This is a genomic window from Achromobacter arsenitoxydans SY8 (assembly GCF_000236785.1).
Classification (GTDB): Bacteria; Pseudomonadota; Gammaproteobacteria; order Burkholderiales; family Burkholderiaceae_B; genus Achromobacter; species Achromobacter arsenitoxydans.
Genome location: NZ_AGUF01000048.1, coordinates 1 through 20,873, shown reverse-complemented (window position 1 = coordinate 20,873; position 20,873 = coordinate 1). Strand labels below are relative to the sequence as shown.

The window sequence follows — 20,873 nt, the reverse complement described above, 5'->3', positions numbered from 1 at the left end:
ACAATATTGCGCGGGGCCGCCTTGATGGAGGGGGAGCTTTGCCAGTCCGGTCAGCGGCTGGCCACGTTGGTCAGCGCATCGGGCAGCGTCTGCTGGAACTCGGTCAGCAATTGAATCTGCTGCTTGTAGGGCGCGACCGCCTGGTTGAACGCGCGCACTTCCGCGGGCTCCAGGGCGCGGGCCACCGGCAGGTCGACCGACAGGGGGTCGATCGGCTGGTTGTCGACGCGGAACTCGTAGTGCAGGTGCGGACCCGTTGCCCAGCCGGTGGAGCCGACATAGCCCAGCAACTGGCCTTGCGAGACCTTCGAGCCCTTGGTGACGCCTTCGGCAATGCGGCTTTGGTGCGCGTAGAGCGTCGAGTACTTGCCGTGGTGCTTGACGATGACCACGTTGCCGTAGCCGTTCTGCCAGCCCGAGAATTCAACCGTGCCGTCCGCAGTGGAGTGGATCGGCGTGCCCGACGGCGCGGCGTAGTCCACGCCCTTGTGGCCCGTCCAGGTCTTGTGGATGGGGTGCATGCGCATGCCGAACGTGGAGCTGATGCGGCTGAACTTCAGGGCGGTGCGCAGGAACGCGCCGCGCAGGCTGGTGCCGTCGAAGTCGTAATACGAGCCGCTTTTTTCGTCGGGGCTGAACCAGACGGCGCTGAAGGTCTTGCCGCCGTTGATGAATTCCAGGGCCAGCACGCGGCCGGCGCCGGCGTAGCGGCCGTCGTGCGAGCGCACTTCGTAGACCACGCGGAATTGGTCGCCTTGGCGCAGGTCGCGCAGGAAGTCGATCTTGGCGCTGAGGATGTCGGCCATCTGCATGGTGACCGAATCCGGGATGCCGGCGGCATCGGTGGCGCCGAACAGCGAGGACTTGATGGTGCCGACAGCGACGCGCGTCTGGCGCTCGGTGCTTTCGGTGATTTCCTCGGCTTTGTAACTGTCGGCGGCGGGCGCCACGTGCAGCATGCGCGTCACGACCTGGCCGTCGCTCTCGTTGCCGGGGGTGTGGATGTAGCGCAGCCAGATCAGCTTGCCCTGCTCGTCCGTGGCGGCCTGAACCGAGCGGCCGGGATACAGCTTGTAGATGCTGCGGGCGCTGGCGTCGTGCGTCAGGAAGGACTGCAGGTTCGGCGCGTCCAGTTCCAGGCGCTGCAGCACCGCCGACAGCGTATCGCCGGCGCGGATCCGGGTTTCGCTGATGTAGGGGGCGGCGCTTGGGCTGCTGACTTCGACTTGTTCGGCGGTCAGCGGCAGAATGCTCTGGATGATGCGCGAGGGGGGGAGTTCGGTGCGGTCGGGTTGCTGCACCATGCCGAGAGCGGCGGCGCCTGCGAACAGACCAATTGCGGTGACGAGGAGAGTGCGGCGGAAAAGTCCCGAGCGATGCGGCTTGGGCTCGACCGGCGCAAATACGGCAGCAACTTTGCGTTTGATGCTACTCGCCAGTTCGTGGAGGCCACGAGTCATCGTGAAAATACCCTCTCAGGTGGCTAGAGCTCGCAGGGTGCGTGACACGAACGGCCCTCGCGCGCCACGTTTCCGGGGCAAGGGCTGGCGCGGGGCGCATCTTGTGAACAGCGGGTGGTAGAGCGATCACAACTGCGTACATATGACAGTTGCGTATGATTAGGCCGGTATCCTAGCTGATTCGGCTAGAATTTTCGATAGTTTTCGTCACTTTTTACACCTTTTTGTCGGCTGAAGCCGCATTGGTCCCCCTGCCATGTCACCCTCCGAAGCCCCCATCACCCCCGAAGTCGAAGCCGACCTGCGTATAGCCAAGCGCGGCTGCGACGAGCTCCTGGTCGAGTCCGAATTCGCCCGCAAGCTGGCCAAGAGCCGCGCCACGGGCGTTCCCCTGCGCATCAAGCTGGGGCTGGATCCGACCGCGCCGGACATCCACCTGGGCCACACGGTGGTTCTGAACAAGATGCGCCAGCTGCAGGACCTGGGCCACAACGTCATCTTCCTGATCGGCGATTTCACGTCCACCATCGGCGATCCCAGCGGCCGCAACAGCACGCGCCCGCCGCTGACGCGCGAACAGATCGAGGCCAACGCCAAGACCTATTACGCGCAGGCCAGCCTGGTGCTGGATCCCGCCCGCACCGAGATCCGCTACAACTCCGAGTGGTGTGATCCCCTGGGCGCGCGCGGCATGATCCAGCTGGCTTCGCGCTACACGGTGGCCCGCATGATGGAGCGCGAGGACTTCACCAAGCGTTTCAAGGGCGGCATCCCCATTTCGGTGCATGAATTCCTGTATCCGCTGATGCAGGGCTACGACTCGGTGGCGCTGAAGTCGGATCTGGAGCTGGGGGGCACCGATCAGAAGTTCAACCTGCTGGTCGGGCGCGAACTGCAAAAGGAGTATGGCCAGGAGCCCCAGTGCATCCTGACGATGCCGCTGCTGGTGGGGACGGACGGCGTAGAGAAGATGTCCAAGTCCAAGGGCAATTACATCGGCATTTCGGAGTCGCCCGATTCGATGTTCGGCAAGCTGATGTCGATTTCCGACACGCTGATGTGGCGTTACTTCGAGCTGCTGTCGTTCCGCTCTTTGGAGGACATCGCCGCGCTCAGGCAGGAGATCGACGGCGGCCGCAATCCGCGCGACGCGAAGGTCATGCTGGCCCAGGAAATCATTGCGCGCTTCCACTCCGCCAAGGCGGCGGACGACGCGCTGGCCGCGTTCGAAGCGCGTTTCCGCGACGGCGCCATCCCCGATGACATGCCCGAAGTGAACATTGGCGGCGCGCCGGTCGGCATCCTGAAGCTGCTGCGCGAAGCCGGTCTGGTCGCGTCCGGCTCGGAAGCGCAGCGCAATGTCGAGCAGGGCGGCGTGCGCGTCAACGGCGACCGTGTGGAAGACAAATCGTTGCAATTGCCGGCTGGGACTTACGTCGTTCAGGTGGGCAAGCGCAAGTTCGCGCGTGTTAACTTGAACCCGTAATTGCGAAGTTTTGATACGCTGAGGGTACAGACAGGGGCAGGGCGCCTTTGCGGCACTTAAAGGAGCACGACATGGAACTTTCGAGTTTGTCATTTTCCGATCACGAGTCGATTCCCGAACGCTACGCCTTCGGCAAAATCGACGCGCAATCGCACGTCGCGCTGGCAGACAACTTCAACCCGCAGTTTTCCTGGGACGACGTCCCCGCGGGCACGCAGTCGTTCGCCTTGATCTGCCACGATCCCGATGTGCCTTCGCGCCCTGACGACGTCAACCAGGAAGGCCGCGAAGTGCCGGCCGACCTGGCCCGCGTGGATTTCTTCCACTGGGTGCTGGTGGACTTGCCGGCCGACCTGCGCGAGATCGACGAAGGCGCGTTCTCCAACGGCATCACGCCGCGCGGCAAGGGCGGCCCGCTGGCGCCGATGGATGCGCGCCAGGGCATCAACTCCTACTCCTCGTGGTTCGCCAGCGACCACGACATGAGCGGCGAATACTTCGGCTATGACGGCCCGTGCCCGCCCTGGAACGATGCGCTGGTGCACCGCTACATCTTCACGCTGTACGCGCTGGACGTGTCCAGCCTGAACCTGCAGGGCGCCTTCACCGGCGAAGACGCGCTGCGCGCGATCCAGAAGCACGTGCTCGCCAAGGCTTCGCTCACGGGCACCTATACGCTCAATCCGACACTGGCGCCCAAACAGATCGGCGCCACGTCGGCCTGACGCCGCCTGGGCTATACGCAGGGCCGCATCATGCGGCCCTTTTTATTTGCACGGCGATCGCGATTTTCTCCCTGCATGCCGGGCGCCGCCGGGGGACGGTTTGCATGAAACTTTCTCAAGTCGCCATGAATGCCGTTTCTGCGTCCGGGGCGATGGCGTGGTTTTCGCGCCCGTCCGCCGCAATTTGCTCCGGTTCTGGCGTTTTTGGCGGCAATTGATCCCGCGCGACGGGGTAAACTACACAGCATTCTCCGGGTTTACCCACCCGACGCAGTTTTCTCCTTTCTTACCGCTTCAGGAAACCCCCGTCATGTTTGACCGCAACCTCACCCTGTCCAAGGCTGACCCGGACGTTTGGGCCGCCATCCAGAAGGAAGACGAGCGCCAAGAGCAGCACATCGAGCTGATCGCCTCGGAGAACTACGCCAGCCCGGCCGTCATGGAAGCCCAGGGCACGCAGCTCACCAACAAGTACGCCGAAGGCTATCCGGGCAAGCGCTACTACGGCGGTTGCGAATACGTGGACGTGGTCGAACAGCTGGCCATCGACCGCCTGAAGCAGATCTTCGGCGCCGAAGCCGCCAACGTGCAGCCCAATTCGGGTTCGCAGGCGAACCAGGGCGTGTACATGGCCGTGCTGAAGCCGGGCGACACCGTCCTGGGCATGAGCCTGGCCGAAGGCGGCCACCTGACGCACGGCGCGTCGGTCAACGCTTCGGGCAAGCTGTACAACTTCATCTCGTACGGCCTGGACGAAAACGAAGTCCTGAACTACGCGCAGGTCGAACAGCTGGCCAAGGAACACAAGCCCAAGCTGATCGTGGCGGGCGCGTCGGCCTATGCCCTGCACATCGACTTCGAGCGCATGGCCCGCATCGCCCGTGAAAACGGCGCGCTGTTCATGGTCGACATCGCCCACTACGCCGGGCTGGTCGCCGGCGGCGCTTACCCCAACCCGGTCCCGCACGCCGACTTCGTCACGTCCACCACGCACAAGTCGCTGCGCGGCCCGCGCGGCGGCGTCATCATGATGAAGGCCGAGCACGAAAAGATCATCAATTCCGCGATCTTCCCGGGCATCCAGGGCGGTCCGCTGATGCACGTCATCGCCGGCAAGGCCGTGGCCTTCAAGGAAGCGCTGGAGCCGTCGTTCAAGGACTACGCGCAGCAGGTCGTCAAGAACGCCAAGGTGCTGGCCGACACGCTGGTCAAGCGTGGCCTGCGCATCGTTTCGGGCCGCACCGAAAGCCACGTCATGCTGGTGGACCTGCGTTCCAAGGGCATCACGGGCAAGGAAGCGGAAGCCGTGCTGGGCCAGGCCCACATCACGGTCAACAAGAACGCCATCCCGAACGACCCTGAAAAGCCCTTCGTGACCAGCGGCATCCGCCTGGGCACGCCGGCCATGACCACGCGCGGCTTCACCGAAGCCGAAGCCGAGCTCACCGCCAACCTGATCGCGGACGTGCTGGACAACCCGCGCGATGAAGCCAACATCGCTGCCGTGCGCGCCAAGGTCAACGAACTGACCTCGCGCCTGCCGGTGTACGGCAAGAAGTAAGCAGGCAACCCTGGGCCCGGTAATGCCGGGCCCAGGGTTCCGCCACAGGGACGGCCCCGCCAGGCGCCGTCCTTTTTTTCGCCCGATGTTGGCGGGGTGAAGCCCGCGCCGCCCGGACTCGCCCGACTATTGGGGACGAATTCGTCCCTAATGAGGCTATGCAGGAGGCGCATCGTTACAATATGCTCAATTATTGCTTTCAGCGCCTTTAGGGATCACACATGCGGTGTCCATTTTGCGGCAATGCCGAAACGCAGGTCGTCGACAGCCGGGTCTCGGAAGAGGGCGACGCGATTCGCCGTCGCCGCCGCTGCCTGTCCTGTGACAAGCGGTTCACCACCTACGAACGGGTGGAACTCGCCATGCCTTCCATCGTCAAGCGCAATGGCAGCCGCAGCGACTACGACCCCGCCAAGCTGCGGGCCAGCCTGAGCCTGGCGCTGCGCAAGCGTCCGGTCAGCACCGAAGACGTGGACGCGGCCGTCGCCCGCATCGAAGAGCAACTGCTGGCCAGCGGCCAGCGGGAAGTGCCTTCCGAACATATCGGCGAACTCGTCATGAACGAATTGCGCAAGCTCGACAAAGTGGCCTACGTGCGCTTTGCCTCGGTCTACAAGAGCTTCGAGGACATTGGCGAGTTCGTCGAGGCCATCCGCGAAATGCAGGGGCCGCTGCTGCCAGGCAAGCTGCGCAAAGAATAGGCCGCCCCGCGCGGTCCGGTTTTGCAATGAACGGCGCCTTGGCGCCGTTCATTGCATGGGCGCCCCACCAGGTGCCCCACCAGGTGCCCCACCAGGTGCCCCACCAGGTGCCCCACCAGGTGCCCCACTAGGCGCCCCGCGCATCAGGCTGGGCGTCAGCGGCTGGAACTTGCGCCACACGCGGCGCATGTGCTGCGCCGATCCGAATCCCGACTTCTCCGCCACGCGTTCCAGGTCGAGGCGGGTGTCGCGCAAGAGGTCGCGCGCCAGCGCCACCCTGATCTGGTACAGGTAATCCATTGGCGTGCAGCCGGCGTGCTCGCGGAACAGCCGCGTCAGGTGACGAGGGCTGGTGTGCGCCTGGTCCGCCAGCGATTGCGCCGACCAGGGGGCGGAAGGATCCCGCACAACCGCGTCCTGGACCCGGTGCACGCCAGGATGCATGTGGCTGCGGTGGTCCAGCCACGGCGACAGGGCGGAATCCGTGCCGGCGCGGCGCTGATACACGACCATGTCGCGCGCCACTTCGCAGGCGACGCGCGGACCGCAATGGCGCGACACCATGTGCAGCGCCAGGTCAATGCCGGCCGTGATGCCCGCGCTGCTGACCAGATTGCCGTCCTCGACGAAGATGCGGTTGTCCTGCACGCGGGCGCTGGGATCAATGGCGGCAAGCTGCTCCAGGCAGGAGTGGTGCGTGGTGCAATCGCGCTGCCGGGTCAGGCCTGCCGCGGCGGCGAACAGTGCGCCCGCGCATACGGTCATCAGGGTGAAGCCGTCAGCGGGGTGGCGGACGGCCAGCCAGTCCACGATGGCGCGCGCGTCGTTGTCCTCCAGGCGGGTGTGCTTGCCGACCACGCCGGAAATGATCACCAGCGCATTGCGCGGCAGGGCCGCAGGTAGCGGCTGGACCTGCGCAAGATGCAGGCCCGGAATGCCGCTTTCGACATCGCGGGAGGGACCGCAGAAGTGCTGTTCGAACGCGCCCGGGCAGAGCTTGTTGGCCACACGGAAGGCTTCCGCCGGACCCGCAAGGTCCAGCAAAACGATGCCCCGCGGAACGACGAAGTACACGGGCGTCATGCGCGCCTCCTGCGGCGGCTTACGCCGCCAGCGCCTCGGCGGCGCGCACGATGCGGGCAAACCGTCCTTGCAGGACGAGTTCGGTGCGGTCGCGGATTTCCGCCGGCGTATAGTCCTTGCCGGACGGGCTTTGCATGGCGAAGGTCAGGGTGGCGTCCGTGGGGAAGACCACCTTGAAGCCGGCATCGCTGGCGTGGCGAGCGGTGGTTTCGCAGCATTGCTCGGTGCGGATGCCGGCCACGATGACGCCTTCGATGCCGTGGCGGGTCAGCCAGTCGTGCAGCGACGCGCCGCTTTCATCCTTGGCGAACAGCGAGGAATGGACCGTCTTGTGAAACACGGCGGTGGGGGCAACTTGCAGTTCCTTGAGCGTCCTGACGTGTCCGGACGCCAGCGAAAAGGGGTTGGCGGGGTCGCTGGACGGGCTGGTGTGGAACACCTGCAGGACCGGAATGTCCCGGGCGACGGCCGAATCTATCAGCGGCTGGATCTGCGAGATAAACGCCGGATACTCGGCTTCGTTCCAAAACGGACGTTGCCGGAAGGATTCCTGGACGTCGATGACGATCAGTGCCTGTTTCATTGCTGGGGCCTCCTGGCCTAGGTTTTTTAGGGGCGATGGAGCTATTTTTACCCTGATCCGGCGCCTTTGCGAGCGCGATCCGGGACCGCGGACGTCCCAAAACGGACATCCGGCGGCGGGGCGGCGGGCAGCCTGGCAAGGAACGCTTGGATGGTCCCGGGCGGACATACAATCCTGGGCATGAACACTCCAAGCGACACCGACGACATTTTCTGGATGCGGCGCGCCCTGGCGCTGGCGCAGACCGTCATGTGCACGACTGCGCCCAATCCCCGGGTCGGCTGCGTGATCGTGCGCGACGGGCGGGTGCTGGGCGAAGGCGCGACCCAACCGCCGGGCGGGCCCCACGCCGAGGTCTGCGCGCTGCGCGATGTCCAGGCGCGCGGCGAGTCGGCCGCCGGCGCCACCCTGTATGTCACCCTGGAGCCTTGCAGTCATTTCGGCCGCACGCCGCCTTGCGTGGACGCCGTGCTGGCAGCGCGGCCGGCGCGCGTGGTGGTGGCCATGGGCGATCCGAATCCCCTGGTCAATGGGCAGGGGCTGGCGCGCCTGCGCGCGGCCGGCATCGCTGTCACGACTGGCGTCTGCCGGGAAGAAGCGCTGGCGGTCAACGCCGGATTCATTTCACGCATGAGCCGTGGCCTGCCGTGGGTGTGGATGAAAATGGCGGCGTCTTTGGACGGCCGCAGCGCGCTGCATAACGGCATGTCGCAATGGATCACCGGCCCCGAAGCCCGTGCCGACGGCCATCGCTGGCGGGCGCGCAGCTGCGTGGTCCTGACCGGCATGGGCACCGTCCTGAAGGACGATCCACAGTTGAACGTGCGCGGCGTGGATACGCCAAGGCAGCCTCGCAAGGCCGTGGTCGACGGCCGTTTCGAGATTCCGGAGCAGGCTCGGCTGTTCGATGGCGCGCAGGTCATCGTGTTCACCGCGCGCGAGGACGCCGCGAAGGCGGCGCGCCTGGCCGACAGGAATGCCCGCGTGGTTTGCCTGCCGGGCGCCGAACCTGGCAAGGTCGACCTGGCCGCGATGATGCGCTGGATGGCGCAGGAACAGTTCAACGAAGTCCACGTCGAAGCCGGCGCGGGCCTGAGCGGCGCCCTCGTGGCCGCCGGCTGCGTGGATGAACTGCTGCTGTATCTGGCCCCCGTGCTGCTCGGCGACGCCGCCGGCATGGTGCGCCTGCCGATGCTCGAACATCTGGACGCCGCGCGGCGCTACGAATTCATCGAAACCGGACGCGTCGGCGCGGATCTGTGCGTGCGCGCGCGCGTGGCCGGCACATGGCGCGAGCTGATGCAGCGCGTGGAACTGCCCGCGCTGTCCTGATCCGCTGACTCTCTGCGGCGAACGCGCGCGTCAAAGCGCGCGTTTTTTCATTCAGACGCGAGTTTTTTTTCATGTCTCGCGCATCGTTGAATCATCAAGTATCCGCACTGTTGCAAGGGCTGTTAGCACTCGGCGCATGCGGCTGCCAATAGGCTGCAAGCCGCGCGCAGCCTGCATTTGCGCGAAGTCGATGAATGCCGCGCGGCAAAGCGCGATGTCGTTACGGCATGCGCTGGCGCGAATTTCGGCTGCGTTCGCGTCGCCGCGATTCTCTGCATCGTGCAAATGAATTGCCACAAAACCGTCAATTGGCTTTAGCATAGGCACATGACTTGGCGCTACGCGCTAACGGCAACCCCGCACAGTGCCGCGCGCCCTCGTCACCACGGATTCCCGTGCCGCGCATCGGCGTTGTTCATAACCGACCGGCACGCTGCTGAACGAAGACGCAAAGCGCCGTTCAGACCGCCCGCTGCGATCGCATAGCGGGCGCTGCCGGGTTTACTTCCCGGCTCATAAGAATCCACCGGGATATCGCTCATCCCTTCAATTCATTGCTGACCATTTCATGTGCGGCCGCGTCAGGCACGCAATATGCGGCGATATGCTGAAGGCGAACGAGTGAACTTGCTCACGTAAGTTGCATTCCCTGACGGAACTTGTATCCGACGGGTGCAGCCTAAACGGAAAGGGCCCGATACTGCTTATGGTTGATGTGTGGCGAAAGCAACATAAAAACCTGCTGAAAATGCTTATCGCGAGATTGTTTAGTAAAGCGCAGGCACTGAGGCACAATGGGCATGTAGGGACGTATTGAATTTTTCGCGTGTTGTAGGAGGTTTCCGTGCAAAACATCGTCGAAGGCTTCAAGTCGCAGTATGCAAAAGAGCAGGAGTCGGAGCTCTCTCTTGAGGAGTATCTGAACCTCGCCAAACGCGATCCCATGGCATACGCCAGTCCCGCTGAGCGCATGCTGGCCGCGATCGGCGATCCTGAAATCGTGGATACGCGCAACGACCCACGTCTTTCCCGTTTGTTTTCCAACCGGACCATCCGGCGCTATCCGGCGTTCCAGGAGTTCTACGGCATGGAGGACGTGATCGGCCAGATCGTCGCGTTCTTCAAGCACGCCGCCCAGGGCCTGGAAGAGCGCAAGCAAATCCTTTATCTGCTGGGACCGGTTGGCGGCGGCAAGTCGTCCATCGCGGAACGGCTCAAGTCGCTGATGGAAAGCTATCCCATCTACGCCTTGAAGGGATCGCCGGTAAACGAGTCCCCGCTCGGTCTGTTCCATCCTGAACGGTTCGGCGACACGCTCGAAAAAGAGTACGGCATCCCCCGCCGCTATCTGACCGGCATCATGTCGCCCTGGGCCGTGAAGCGGCTGAAAGAGTTCGACGGCGACATTTCCAAATTCCGCGTCGTGCGTCTGAACCCGTCGGTGCTGCGGCAGATCGCCATCGCCAAGACCGAACCGGGCGACGAGAACAACCAGGACATCTCCTCGCTGGTCGGCAAGGTCGACATCCGCAAGCTCGACCGCCACTCGCAGGACGACCCGGACGCCTACAGCTATTCCGGCGGCCTGTGCCTGGCCAACCAGGGGCTGCTTGAGTTCGTGGAAATGTTCAAGGCGCCGATCAAGATGCTGCACCCGCTGCTGACGGCCACCCAGGAAGGCAACTTCAAGGGCACGGAAGGCTTCTCCGCCATCCCGTTCAACGGCACGATCCTGGCGCACTCGAACGAATCCGAATGGCAGACCTTCCGCAACAACAAGCACAACGAGGCCTTCCTTGATCGTATCTACATCGTCAAGGTGCCTTACTGCCTGCAGGTCTCTGAAGAGGTCCGCATCTACGAAAAGCTGCTGCATCACAGCTCGCTGTCCGAAGCGCCTTGCTCGCCCGGAACGCTGGACATGATGGCGCAGTTCTCGGTGCTGACCCGCCTGAAGGAACCCGAGAATTCCAGCATCTATTCCAAGCTGCGGGTCTACGACGGCGAAAGCCTGAAGGACGTGGATCCCAAGGCCAAGGCGCTGCAGGAATACAAGGACTATGCCGGCACGGACGAAGGCATGACGGGCGTGTCCACGCGCTTTGCATACAAGATCCTGTCCAGCGTCTTCAACTATGACCAGACGGAAGTGGCCGCCAATCCGGTGCACCTGATGTACGTGCTGGAGCAGCGGATCGGTCGCGAAGACTACCCCGAGGAAATCCGCCGGCGCTACCTGGAGTTCATCAAGGGCTTCCTGGCGCCGCGCTACGCGGAGTTCATCGGCAAGGAAATCCAGACCGCCTATCTGGAGTCCTATTCCGAATACGGCCAGAACATCTTCGACCGCTACGTGACGTTTGCGGATTGCTGGATCCAGGACGAGGAATTCCGCGATCCCGAAACCGGCGAAAGCTTCGACCGCAGCGCGCTGAACGACGAACTGGAAAAGATCGAGAAGCCGGCTGGCATCGCCAATCCGAAGGACTTCCGCAACGAGATCGTCAACTTCGTGCTGCGGGCGCGCGCCAACAACAACGGCCGCAACCCCACCTGGACCAGCTATGAAAAGCTGCGCGAGGTCATCGAAAAGAAGATGTTCTCGAACACGGAAGACCTGTTGCCGGTGATCTCGTTCAACGCCAAGGCGTCGGCAGAGGACAAGACCAAGCATCAGAGCTTCGTGGATCGCATGGTTGAAAAGGGCTACACGGAAAAGCAGGTCAGGCTGCTGTGCGAGTGGTATCTCCGTGTGAGGAAGTCTTCCTGAGCGAGGTGAATCATGAATTCACTGATCGATCGCCGTCTTAACGGGCGCAATAAAAGCGCCGTTAACCGGGAACGCTTTCTTCGGCGTTACAAGGACCAGATCCGCAAGGCGGTCCACGGGATGATCCGTGACCGCTCCATCCAGGACATGGATCAGGGCGGGGAAATCAACCTGCCCGCCCGCGACATTTCCGAGCCGACGTTCCGGCACGGTTCGGGCGGCGACCGGGAATTGGTGCACCCGGGCAACCGCGAATTCGCCAAGGGCGACACCTTCGACCGGCCGCAGGGCGGGCAGGGCGAGGGCGGCTCCGAACCGGGAGAAGGCGAATCGGTGGACCAGTTCACCTTCAGCCTGTCGCGGGCAGAGTTCCTGAACCTGTTTTTCGAGGACCTGGAACTGCCTCACCTGGCGCGCAACCAGCTGGGTGAAGTCAGCCAGAAAAAGTGGCAGCGCGCGGGCTACACCACCACCGGCTCGCCCAGCATGCTGAGCATCAGCCGCACGCTCAAGTCGTCACTGGCGCGGCGGGTGGCCCTGAGCGTCAAGGCGCGCGCCGACCTGGAAGATGCGGAAAAGGCGTTGGCCGACGCGCAGGCGGCGGGGGCGCCCGCCGCCCGGATCCAGGAGCTGGAACAGGACGTCGAGGACTGCCGCGAGCGCCTGGCCCGCGTGCCTTTCCTGGACGACCTGGACCTGCGCTATCGCAACCGCGTGTCGGTGGCCATCCCCATGGCCCGCGCCGTCATGTTCTGCCTGATGGACGTGTCCGGTTCCATGGACGAAGGCAAGAAAGACCTGGCCAAGCGCTTCTTCACGCTGCTGTACCTGTTCCTGTCGCGCAAGTACGAGCACGTGGACCTGGTCTTCATCCGCCACACCGACAATGCCGAGGAAGTGGACGAACAGACCTTCTTCTACGACCCCAAGAGCGGCGGCACCATTGTGCTGTCGGCGCTGGAGCTGATGCGCGAAATCCTTGAAAAGCGCTATCCGCCCGCCGCCTGGAACGTCTACGCGGCGCAAGCCAGCGACGGCGATTCGTTCGGCGCCGACGCGGGCAAGAGCGCGCGCTTCCTGGCCGAGCACCTGCTGCCGTCGACGCGCTACTTTGCCTATATTGAAATTCCCGACTCGCAGGAGGCGCGCAAGAGCAGCCTGTGGGCGGAGTATGAACAGAAGCTGGAGCCGCACTTCGTCATGCGGCGCATCTGCGACCGGGGCGAAATCTTCCCCGTGTTCCATGACCTGTTCAAGAAGGAGACCGCATGAATGCCATCGTGGGTGCTCTCGTGGAGCCGGAATTGACCGGCGGAGCCCGGCCGATCTCCCAGGGTTCCGAATGGACGTTCGAGCTGATCCAGTCCTATGACGACGCGATCTCCCAGATTGCGCGCGAGTACGGACTGGACACGTATCCGAACCAGATCGAGGTCATCACCTCGGAACAGATGCTGGACGCCTACGCGTCGGCCGGCCTGCCCATCGGCTATCCGCACTGGTCGTACGGCAAGGAATTCATCCGCAACGAACAGTTCTACCGCCGCGGCATGCAAGGGCTGGCGTACGAGATCGTCATCAATTCCAACCCCTGCATCTCGTATCTCATGGAAGAAAACTCCATGACGATGCAGGCGCTGGTGATCGCGCACGCCTGCTACGGGCATAACTCGTTCTTCAAGGGCAACTACCTGTTCCGCCAGTGGACCGACGCCGACGGCGTGCTGGACTACCTGGTGTTCGCGCGCAAGTACGTCATGTCGTGCGAGGACCGCTACGGCATCGACGCGGTCGAGGCGCTGCTGGATTCGTGCCATGCGCTGTCGCACCACGGCGTGGATCGCTACAAGCGGCCGACGCCGGTGTCGTACAAGGAAGAGGCCGCCCGCCAGGCCGAGCGCCAGGAGCACGCCCGCCTGCAGTACAACGACCTGTGGCGCACGCTACCCCGCATGGAAGCGGACAAGGACACGCGCGCCGCCGCTTCGGTGTTCCCGCCGGAACCCGAAGAGAACCTGCTGTACTTCATCGAAAAGTATTCGCCCAAGCTGGTGCCTTGGCAGAAGGAACTGGTGCGCATCGTTCGCAAGATCGCGCAGTACTTCTATCCGCAGACGCAGACCAAGGTCATGAACGAAGGCTGGGCCACGTTCTGGCACTACACCATCCTGAACCGGCTGCACCAGAAAGGGCTGGTGAACGACGGCTTCATGATGGAGTTCCTGCAGAGCCACACCAACGTGGTCAGCCAGCGCGGCTTCGACGAGCGCGGCTACGGCGGCATCAACCCGTACGCGCTGGGCTTCGCAATGATGTCCGACATCCGCCGCATCTGCGAAGCGCCCACGCCCGAGGACCGCCGCTGGTTCCCGGACATCGCGGGCGGAGACTGGCTCAAGACGCTGGACTTCGCGATGCGCAACTTCAAGGACGAGTCGTTCATTTCGCAGTACCTGTCGCCGCGCCTGATCCGCGAATTCCGGTTCTTCGCGATTTCCGACCACCAGTCCAATCCGAAGCTGGAAGTGGCCGCCATCCACGACGACGAGGGGTACCGCGACATCCGCCGCCTGCTGGCCGCGCAGCACAACCGCGACAATCAGGTGCCGGACATCCAGGTCATCCGCTTCAACCGGGACACCGACCGCTCGCTGGTGCTGCGCCACCTCAAGAGCCGCGGCCGGCCGCTGGCGGGCGAAGATGCCGAGCAGGTCATGAAGCATCTGGCGCGCTTGTGGGGATTCCGTGTCCGGCTGGAAGAAACCGAGCCGGACGGCACGATCAGCTCCTACCGGGAGCAGGACCCACCGGCGTCCGTGTAACGGCGCCGGCAGGGGAAGGGACGCGCGTAGTGCGTCCCTTTTTATATGCCCGCTTGCTGTGCCCAACGGCAATCTGCTAGAATCGCGGATTCGCATTTTTCGCAGCGCAGAAATGGCTGCCAAAGTGCAGATAGGACAGGTGGCCGAGTGGTTGAAGGCGCACGCCTGGAAAGCGTGTATACGTCAAAAGCGTATCGGGGGTTCGAATCCCCCTCTGTCCGCCAAGAATACATTCGCAGAAATGCGTAGAAGTCCAAAAACCCGCATCAGCTAAGGCTGTGCGGGTTTTTTGTTTCCAGCGCCTTTTCCCAGCCGCCCCAAGGGCAGGGCCAGCGCCACCCCGCCCAGCGCCAGGCCTGCCGCAATGTCGGCCAGATCGTGCTGCCAGGTCGTCACGGTCGAAATCAATATCAGCAGACACCAGCCATGCCAGGCCAGCCGCGCGGCGGGATGGGCGCGCAGGTGCGGGAGCCAGGCGCGCCACACCAGCAGCAAGACCGCCGCGTGCAGCGAGGGGAACATGTTGACCGGCTGCTCGAAGGCGCGCAGTTGGGAAAACAGCATGCCGGTCACACCGTCCGGCTGCGGCAGGGTGCGAACATTGAATGTGGGCGCCAGCACGAAGCTGGCAAAGCAGGCCAGCTGCACCGCTGCGATGCGCGCGGCGAAGGCGCGCAGGCCCCGCACCGTGTCGAAGGCGAAGAATGTGCACGGGAACATCAGGTTCAGCGCCAGATACGGCCAGATGGTCCAGGCCCAGAACGGCACCGCGGCATCCCACGGTCCATGCCAGGAGGCAGGGTGTGCGCTGGCCGCGGCCATGCGGTTGCTGGCGCTGTACCCCAGCATGAACAGCAGGCTCAGCGACAGCATCCAAGCCAGCGCTTCGCGCCAGGGCTCGGCGTCCGCCTGCGCGGCGCTGCCCTTACCGCTAGAATCCATATCCGGTTCCCTAAGTGAAGACGACTCGCTTTCGATGAACGATCATTCCGGCGCGCTGCTCCTGGCTTCCAGTGACTGGGTCAATCACCCGGCCTGGACGCTGATGGAACAGCAACACGATGGCCAGCTTCTGCTCGTGCTGACGGCGGGCTCCGATGAGAGCTATATCGTAGACGAGGCCGCGCCCGACGATGTGGCGCGGCAAGTGCTGTCCGCGTGGCAAGCGAATCGCCTGGCCGCGCTGCTGGACGATCCGCGCTGTGGCGCGGCGGCACGGCAGATTCAACGCGCCGGTGCGCTGACGCCAGCGCGCGCGGCGCGTCCCGTCACGGGCTACCGGATCCATTGGCTGGGCAATCCGCTGCCCGGCCTGGCCGATGTGCTGCAGCCGCAGCCCGACGCGGCCGGCGGCAGCGAGAACGCCATTGCCCTCATCGTGCGCACGAACGCCAGCTGGCAGGAAGCGCTGGCGCAATACGCCAGCCTGCGCCCGGCCACGCCCCATCTGTTTGTCGACGCGGCCTTTCACCATACGGTCTGCATCGGGCCTTACGTCGTCCCGGGACAGACCGCCTGCCTTGCCTGCCTGGGCAACCGCGTGGCGCACCGCTGGGGCGATCTGCCCATGCCGGCCAGTCCCGCCGCGTGCCGTCCTGAACTGCTGGCGGCGCTGCTTGCGCCACTGCTCTCGACGGACCAGGGGCTGCTGCCGTTTGTCGAATACAGTGTCAGCCTTAACCTGCAGACATTGGCCAGCACGCGCGACAAGGTGTTCCAGCTGCCCTGGTGCCCGGTGTGCGGCTCGGCCGCTGCCGCTTCCACGGGAATGCTGGACATTCCCTGGCTCGCAGGCAGGTAGGTCATCCAAGGAGTCAGCCAGTCATGTATCGCATGCCCAGCCAGTTTGACCCCGACGGGCGCCAGGATCATCTGGCGGCCGCGGGCGGCGGTTCGACCTCCACCACATGTTCGAGCTGCGTGGTGACCCTGGGGGCGGCCAGCGTCATTACGGCAACGATATTTGCCGATCTGGGCGCGCGGCCGCCTCAGTCGAATCCGCCCGAGAGCCCGGTTCCGGCGCCTGCGCCGGAGATCCGGCCGCCGGCGCAGCAAGAAGCGCCTTCTGGCATTCCCGCCTTCGTCCAGGACCGGCCCCCGATGACGGCCGGCACGCGCAGGCTGCTGGGCGCCCTGGCCCTGGGGCTGGCCACGCTGGCAGGCTTGGCAGGCTTGACCGTCGGCCTGGGATTCGCGGCCATCCTGTTCTGCGCGGTTTACATCGGCATTTTCTGCACGGTGTACGAGCGCGCGAAGCGGTCGCCGGGGCGCGGCGCCATCGTGGCGGTGGTGATGTTGGCGGCCATTGCCGTCTGCGCGGCCTTTGAGATGTACGTCTGGATGTCGAACCTGTGACCCTGCCCGGGCCCCTGTCGCGCCATCTGCTGGATAGGGCGGCGGGCACGCGTTGCGGCCTGGTGCTGCCGGCGCATGGGGTCGAGCCGCAAGCCTGCGACACGCTCGGGCCTTTGCTGGACGGGCTGACGCTTGCCAACGCGGCAGTTCCCGGCGACCCCGTCAATGCGTGGCAGACGGTGTCGGGCGCGGTGGGTGTTGACGAGGATGCCGCACGACAAGGCGCGATCGCGGAAGCGCTGGAACGCCTGGCGGCGGCACGCGTCGACCTTCCTCTGCGCACCAGGGCGTCGCTCGATCCCGCCCTGCGGCTGGACGAAGAGGCATTCGCGCTGTTCAGCCCGGCGCAGCGCCACGCCGACGGTTTTCCCTGGCCCATGGTCCGCCGCGACACCGATCTGTTTGCGCCGGTGCATCACCTTGGCGACAACCGCGAACGTTGGGTTCCCCAGGAACTGGTGGGCCTGGGGCCGCGCGCAGGCGACGCGCGCATGCCATCCACGTCCAGCGGCCTGGCCGCCTGGCGCGACGCCGCCGACGGTCCCTGGCTGGCCGTGCTGCGCGCCGCGCAGGAGGTGCTGGAACGCGACGCGCTGGCGGCCACCTGGCTTAACGGGCTGGGCGGGCGGCGCCTGGATGCGCCGGCCCGGTGGCAGGATTTTGTCGCCGAGCGGGGCGGCGAACTGGCGGTGTTCGACCTGACGCAGGCCTGGAATCCGCATCCGGTGATCGCGGTGGCGGGCGGCATACCCTGTCAGGGGCGGCCTCGCCACGTGCTGGGCATTGCGTGCCGCGCCACTGCCGGCGCGGCCTTGCACAAGGCGTTGATGGAATGGGCGCAATCGCTGGCCTTCGCCGCGCATCTGGCCGCGCGGCAGTCCGGCAGCCTGCCGCGCGAACCCGAACGCCTGCGGCGCTTCGACGAGCACGCGGTGTTCTACACCCTACGTCCTGAACTCTGGCCGCAGACCGCGCTGCTGGCGCATGCCGAGTCCGCCGGCCGCGCAGCGCCCGCTCCCGTGGCCGACGAAGGCATCGCGTCGCCTGCCGAGGCGGTGCATGGGGTGGTTGAAGCACTAGGCGCGCATGGCGTCGACCTCTACTACCGAGAGCTGACGACGGTTGATGTCGCCGCCTGCGGCCTGCGCGTCGTGCGCGTGCTGTCGCCGCAACTTAGCGGCCTGCATGCCGATGAGCGGGCGCCGTTTCTCGGCGGGCGCTGCGGCGATGTTGCGTGGCGCTATCCCGGCAGCACGCGACACACCGATTTCCCCAATCCGCTGCCGCACCCCTTGGGCTGATGCGCATGACCGATCCTTCCGACGCGCCGCTGTTCAAGCTGTTCTGGCAGAACGGCGAACTCAATCCCACGCGTGCGGCCTTGCTGGGCCGACGCATTGCAGCCGACGCTGTGCGCCCGTCGGGCACGCCCGCGCCCAGGCATGGCGAGGCGGCCCAGCCTTTGCCGGATGCGCCAGCCGACGAGGCGCGGCGGTTGGCCCGCCGCGAAAGCTCGCGGCGCTTTGGCGCTGCGCCGGTTGCGCTGGAAGAACTGGGCCGGCTGCTGCACCCTTTGAGGGCGCATGTCGGCCAGCAGAACCGGCTGTTGCCGTCAGGGGGAGGCAAGTATCCCTTGCATGTCTATGTGGCTCTGCGCCATGTGGGGATGCCGTCGCCATGGCAAGGCCGCATCGCCTGGTACGACAGCGCCAGTCATGGGCTCGTCCCGGTCGGGAATTGTCCGGCCTGGCCCGCGCTGGCCGACATCCTGGGCGTAGACTGGCCCGAGCCGCCGGCCGCCGTGGTCTTCATGATTGGCCGGCCCGAGACCATACTGGCCAAGTACGGCGAGCGCGGCGGGCGTTTCCTGCTGATCGAGGCAGGAGTGTATCTGGGCGCCCTCGGCCAACAGGCGGCCGACATGGGATGGTCGGGCTGCGCGATCGGATCGTTTCACGATCAGGCGGTGCTGGGCTTGCTGGAGCTGGACGCGTCCCGGCATCTGGCGGTGCTGGCGTATGCGTGCGGGCCGCGCGATGCCGTGTCGGGTCTCGATGCAGACCTGGGCGCCGTCGCGGCTCCAGCGGGGGGATGAGAGGAACAGGTCCTGCTTATTGCTTCCATTCGTCGTGGCGGCTTGGGTCGGTGAAGCGGGCAAAAAAGCCATGGCGCGTTTCGGTCCTTTCGATCCGTGCTCCCGGACCGATGTACACGTCTATCCGGCTGAATGGCTCTTTGACTTCCAGACCTTTTCCGCGGGCAACCGGAAATGAGAGTATGAGCCACATGTCGGGAGGCGGATTCATGGTAGTGGGGATAAAGGCCGATTCTCCCGGCGACAAGGTGCGCTTCGAAATGTGTGAATCATCATCCAAGAAAAAGCCGATGGGCTCAGTGGCCTTCGCGGAGTAATGCAGCGCCACGATAGGCCTGCAAAACCACATGAACAGGATCCATAGAAGGAAACACACCCAGATTGCACGGCATGCCAAGTTCAAATAGCGCATCTTCATCTCAGCAGCGGCGGTGTATGCATCATTGCGCGAGCCAACCTCTCATCCAATAAAAAACGCAGTTCATCGCTTCCACTTGGCGTGGAAGCTTGGGTTGGTAAAGCGGGAGAAAAATCCATGGCGCGTTTCGGTCCACTCAATGCGTGCCCCAGGGCCGATATACACATCTATCCGGCTGAATGGCTCTTTGACATGCAGTACATCTTTGCTGTCAAACGGGAACGAGAGCATGACCAGCATGTCGGAAGGCGGATTCATGGCGGTAGGTAGCCATACTGATTCGCCAGGCGCCAAGCCACGCTTCGTTCTGTTTTCATCACTTTCGAAATAAAAGCCGATAGACGCTGTGGCTTTCGCGGAGTAATGCAGTGCTACGACTGGCCTGCAAAGCCACGCGAACAAGATCCAAGCGAGGAAGCCTGCCCAGATTGCGCGGCATATCCAGTTCACATAGCGCATTTTCATTTCTCGCCCAGTTTCAGGCAGGCGTGCACGCGTTTCGCTCGACGGCCATTGGCCCCCCAAGGCAACGGTACTGCGACAATTTTTTGAAGCAGGACCTCAACGGTCAATGCGTGAGGCGGAATCTCGTAGTAGAGCTTGGTCCCAAGCTTGATTGAAATGTGGTCTTGGATGTCATCTGCTCGCGCCGGCCATGGTCCCAGTTCAAGATTGTTGTGCTGGGGCTTGAAATTCCTGAGATTGTCCATGGCCTGCGCCAAACCCGCCCCATTGATCATTTCGGCTGCGTTGAAGCCCAGGGCAACCCCGACGTAGCCATAATGGATGTTCGACCAGATATCGAAGTAGTACTCGTAGTCGCCATACTTGTGCCAGCCCGCCTCTAACACAGTCGGGAATTTACGCTGCAGGATCCGCTTGTGATCCCAGGGCCTATTTGGCGCAACTCGTTCCGTCCACATGGCATAGGCTGCCGCCTTTTTTGCCGTGGCGATTCCGTAGTAATCGGGTGGCCCGCCCAGGCGCAGGTACCAAGGCCTTGTGCGCCATTCCTCACGCCAATCCTCAGGATCGGCGGTATTCACCGCTGCTATTTTCCTGCCTTCTATGGTGAAAGGATTGGTCTTCATCTCGCGGACCATGTATTGGGCAATCGCCACCACGGTGTCGGCATGGGGGCAACCGGCAGGCCGCGCAGCGCCCGAGGGCGACCGTGCGGCCGCCGCGTCCAGAGTCCTCTTTCCCGCCCCGATGATCGCTTTTCCTTGCATCGTTGCTCCTGCATTGACCAGACTGCTTGAGTCTACGGATCGCGCGGGAGCAGACAATCAGCGTTGTCTGAAAATGGGGCATAAAAATTGGAGTCCCTTCACCGGTGTGGATTGCGATGAACAGGTTTTTCCTAGCGGATTCCTGCAATGCGCAGCGGGAACGCTTGGCCCCGTCCTGTTACTAAGCACACACGATCGTGTTTTGTTGACAGAGAATCCCGCCATGTCCGCCGACTACGCCCCTGTTCCA

The 20,873-nt window shown here is 64.1% G+C and carries 20 protein-coding genes and 1 tRNA gene; 13 read left to right on the top strand and 8 right to left on the bottom strand.

All coding sequences use genetic code 11. The features are described 5' to 3' along the window. Positions 1–50 precede the first annotated feature (50 nt). Positions 51–1,460, bottom strand: a complete 1,410-nt coding sequence (locus KYC_RS13555) for a M23 family metallopeptidase (protein WP_043518372.1) — start codon at positions 1,458–1,460, stop codon at positions 51–53. A gap of 256 nt (positions 1,461–1,716) precedes the next feature. On the opposite strand from KYC_RS13555, the gene tyrS reads away from it, so the two are divergent. From tyrS to nrdR, 4 genes are all read left to right on the top strand, one after another. After that, positions 1,717–2,946: a tyrosine--tRNA ligase gene (gene tyrS, locus KYC_RS13550; RefSeq protein WP_008163085.1), complete on the top strand. Its 1,230-nt coding sequence runs from the start codon at positions 1,717–1,719 to the stop codon at positions 2,944–2,946. Positions 2,947–3,017: 71 nt separating this feature from the next. Beyond that, complete coding sequence (locus KYC_RS13545) at positions 3,018–3,671, top strand: YbhB/YbcL family Raf kinase inhibitor-like protein (RefSeq protein ID WP_008163083.1); 654 nt, start codon at positions 3,018–3,020, stop codon at positions 3,669–3,671. A 310-nt stretch (positions 3,672–3,981) separates the two neighbouring features. Then, complete coding sequence (gene glyA / locus KYC_RS13540) at positions 3,982–5,232, top strand: serine hydroxymethyltransferase (protein WP_008163082.1); 1,251 nt, start codon at positions 3,982–3,984, stop codon at positions 5,230–5,232. 221 nt (positions 5,233–5,453) lie between these two features. Then, entirely contained in the window at positions 5,454–5,933 is a 480-nt protein-coding gene (gene nrdR, locus KYC_RS13535) for a transcriptional regulator NrdR (protein WP_008163080.1), read from the top strand. Positions 5,934–5,981: 48 nt separating this feature from the next. Here nrdR and KYC_RS13530 read toward each other — a convergent pair whose 3' ends face one another. After that, positions 5,982–7,016 (bottom strand): GlxA family transcriptional regulator, encoded by a 1,035-nt coding sequence (locus KYC_RS13530; RefSeq protein WP_008163078.1) that lies wholly within the window; start codon positions 7,014–7,016, stop codon positions 5,982–5,984. A gap of 19 nt (positions 7,017–7,035) precedes the next feature. After that, a complete protein-coding gene (locus KYC_RS13525) occupies positions 7,036–7,599 on the bottom strand; it encodes a cysteine hydrolase family protein (protein WP_008163075.1) in 564 nt (187 codons plus the stop codon). 180 nt (positions 7,600–7,779) lie between these two features. Between KYC_RS13525 and ribD the strand changes: the two genes are divergently transcribed. Next, positions 7,780–8,931, top strand: coding sequence for a bifunctional diaminohydroxyphosphoribosylaminopyrimidine deaminase/5-amino-6-(5-phosphoribosylamino)uracil reductase RibD (gene ribD, locus KYC_RS13520; protein ID WP_043518380.1), 1,152 nt, complete (start codon positions 7,780–7,782; stop codon positions 8,929–8,931). Between the two features lie 69 nt (positions 8,932–9,000). Here the strand turns inward: ribD and KYC_RS29465 are convergent, their stop codons facing one another. After that, positions 9,001–9,252 carry a hypothetical protein gene (locus KYC_RS29465; RefSeq protein ID WP_139026515.1) on the bottom strand — a complete coding sequence of 84 codons (252 nt, stop codon included), beginning with the start codon at positions 9,250–9,252 and terminating at the stop codon, positions 9,001–9,003. A 532-nt stretch (positions 9,253–9,784) separates the two neighbouring features. Between KYC_RS29465 and KYC_RS13515 the strand changes: the two genes are divergently transcribed. The 4 genes from KYC_RS13515 (at position 9,785) to KYC_RS13500 (ending at position 14,747) form a co-directional block, all read left to right on the top strand. Further along, positions 9,785–11,701 (top strand): PrkA family serine protein kinase, encoded by a 1,917-nt coding sequence (locus KYC_RS13515; protein WP_420796113.1) that lies wholly within the window; start codon positions 9,785–9,787, stop codon positions 11,699–11,701. Positions 11,702–11,713: 12 nt separating this feature from the next. Further along, complete coding sequence (locus KYC_RS13510; protein ID WP_008163068.1) at positions 11,714–12,973, top strand: YeaH/YhbH family protein; 1,260 nt, start codon at positions 11,714–11,716, stop codon at positions 12,971–12,973. Continuing rightward, on the top strand, positions 12,970–14,523 hold the full coding sequence (locus KYC_RS13505) for a SpoVR family protein (protein WP_008163067.1): 1,554 nt from the start codon (positions 12,970–12,972) through the stop codon (positions 14,521–14,523). The genes KYC_RS13510 and KYC_RS13505 overlap by 4 nt, the downstream gene beginning before the upstream one ends. 133 nt (positions 14,524–14,656) lie before the next feature. Next, a tRNA-Ser gene (locus KYC_RS13500) sits at positions 14,657–14,747 on the top strand. 46 nt (positions 14,748–14,793) lie between these two features. Here KYC_RS13500 and KYC_RS13495 read toward each other — a convergent pair. After that, positions 14,794–15,465, bottom strand: coding sequence for a phosphatase PAP2 family protein (locus tag KYC_RS13495; protein WP_008163065.1), 672 nt, complete (start codon positions 15,463–15,465; stop codon positions 14,794–14,796). A 34-nt stretch (positions 15,466–15,499) separates the two neighbouring features. On the opposite strand from KYC_RS13495, the gene KYC_RS13490 reads away from it, so the two are divergent. The 4 genes from KYC_RS13490 to KYC_RS13475 are packed head-to-tail and all read left to right on the top strand — an operon-like array spanning position 15,500 to position 18,973. Continuing rightward, positions 15,500–16,324: a hypothetical protein gene (locus KYC_RS13490; protein WP_008163064.1), complete on the top strand. Its 825-nt coding sequence runs from the start codon at positions 15,500–15,502 to the stop codon at positions 16,322–16,324. Between the two features lie 23 nt (positions 16,325–16,347). After that, positions 16,348–16,878 carry a hypothetical protein gene (locus KYC_RS13485; RefSeq protein ID WP_008163063.1) on the top strand — a complete coding sequence of 177 codons (531 nt, stop codon included), beginning with the start codon at positions 16,348–16,350 and terminating at the stop codon, positions 16,876–16,878. Then, positions 16,875–18,179 carry a YcaO-like family protein gene (locus KYC_RS13480; protein WP_008163062.1) on the top strand — a complete coding sequence of 435 codons (1,305 nt, stop codon included), beginning with the start codon at positions 16,875–16,877 and terminating at the stop codon, positions 18,177–18,179. Before KYC_RS13485 ends, KYC_RS13480 begins: the two co-directional genes overlap by 4 nt. Before the next feature lie 5 nt (positions 18,180–18,184). Next, a complete protein-coding gene (locus KYC_RS13475; protein WP_202946586.1) occupies positions 18,185–18,973 on the top strand; it encodes a SagB/ThcOx family dehydrogenase in 789 nt (262 codons plus the stop codon). Positions 18,974–18,989: 16 nt separating this feature from the next. On the opposite strand, the gene KYC_RS13470 is transcribed toward KYC_RS13475, so the two are convergent. The 3 genes from KYC_RS13470 to KYC_RS13465 form a co-directional block, all read right to left on the bottom strand. Further along, positions 18,990–19,385: a hypothetical protein gene (locus KYC_RS13470; protein ID WP_139026514.1), complete on the bottom strand. Its 396-nt coding sequence runs from the start codon at positions 19,383–19,385 to the stop codon at positions 18,990–18,992. A 69-nt stretch (positions 19,386–19,454) separates the two neighbouring features. Further along, positions 19,455–19,856 carry a hypothetical protein gene (locus KYC_RS29460; RefSeq protein ID WP_139026513.1) on the bottom strand — a complete coding sequence of 134 codons (402 nt, stop codon included), beginning with the start codon at positions 19,854–19,856 and terminating at the stop codon, positions 19,455–19,457. Beyond that, a complete protein-coding gene (locus KYC_RS13465; RefSeq protein WP_008163054.1) occupies positions 19,853–20,623 on the bottom strand; it encodes a polymorphic toxin type 44 domain-containing protein in 771 nt (256 codons plus the stop codon). The genes KYC_RS29460 and KYC_RS13465 overlap by 4 nt, the downstream gene beginning before the upstream one ends. Positions 20,624–20,873: the final 250 nt, after the last annotated feature.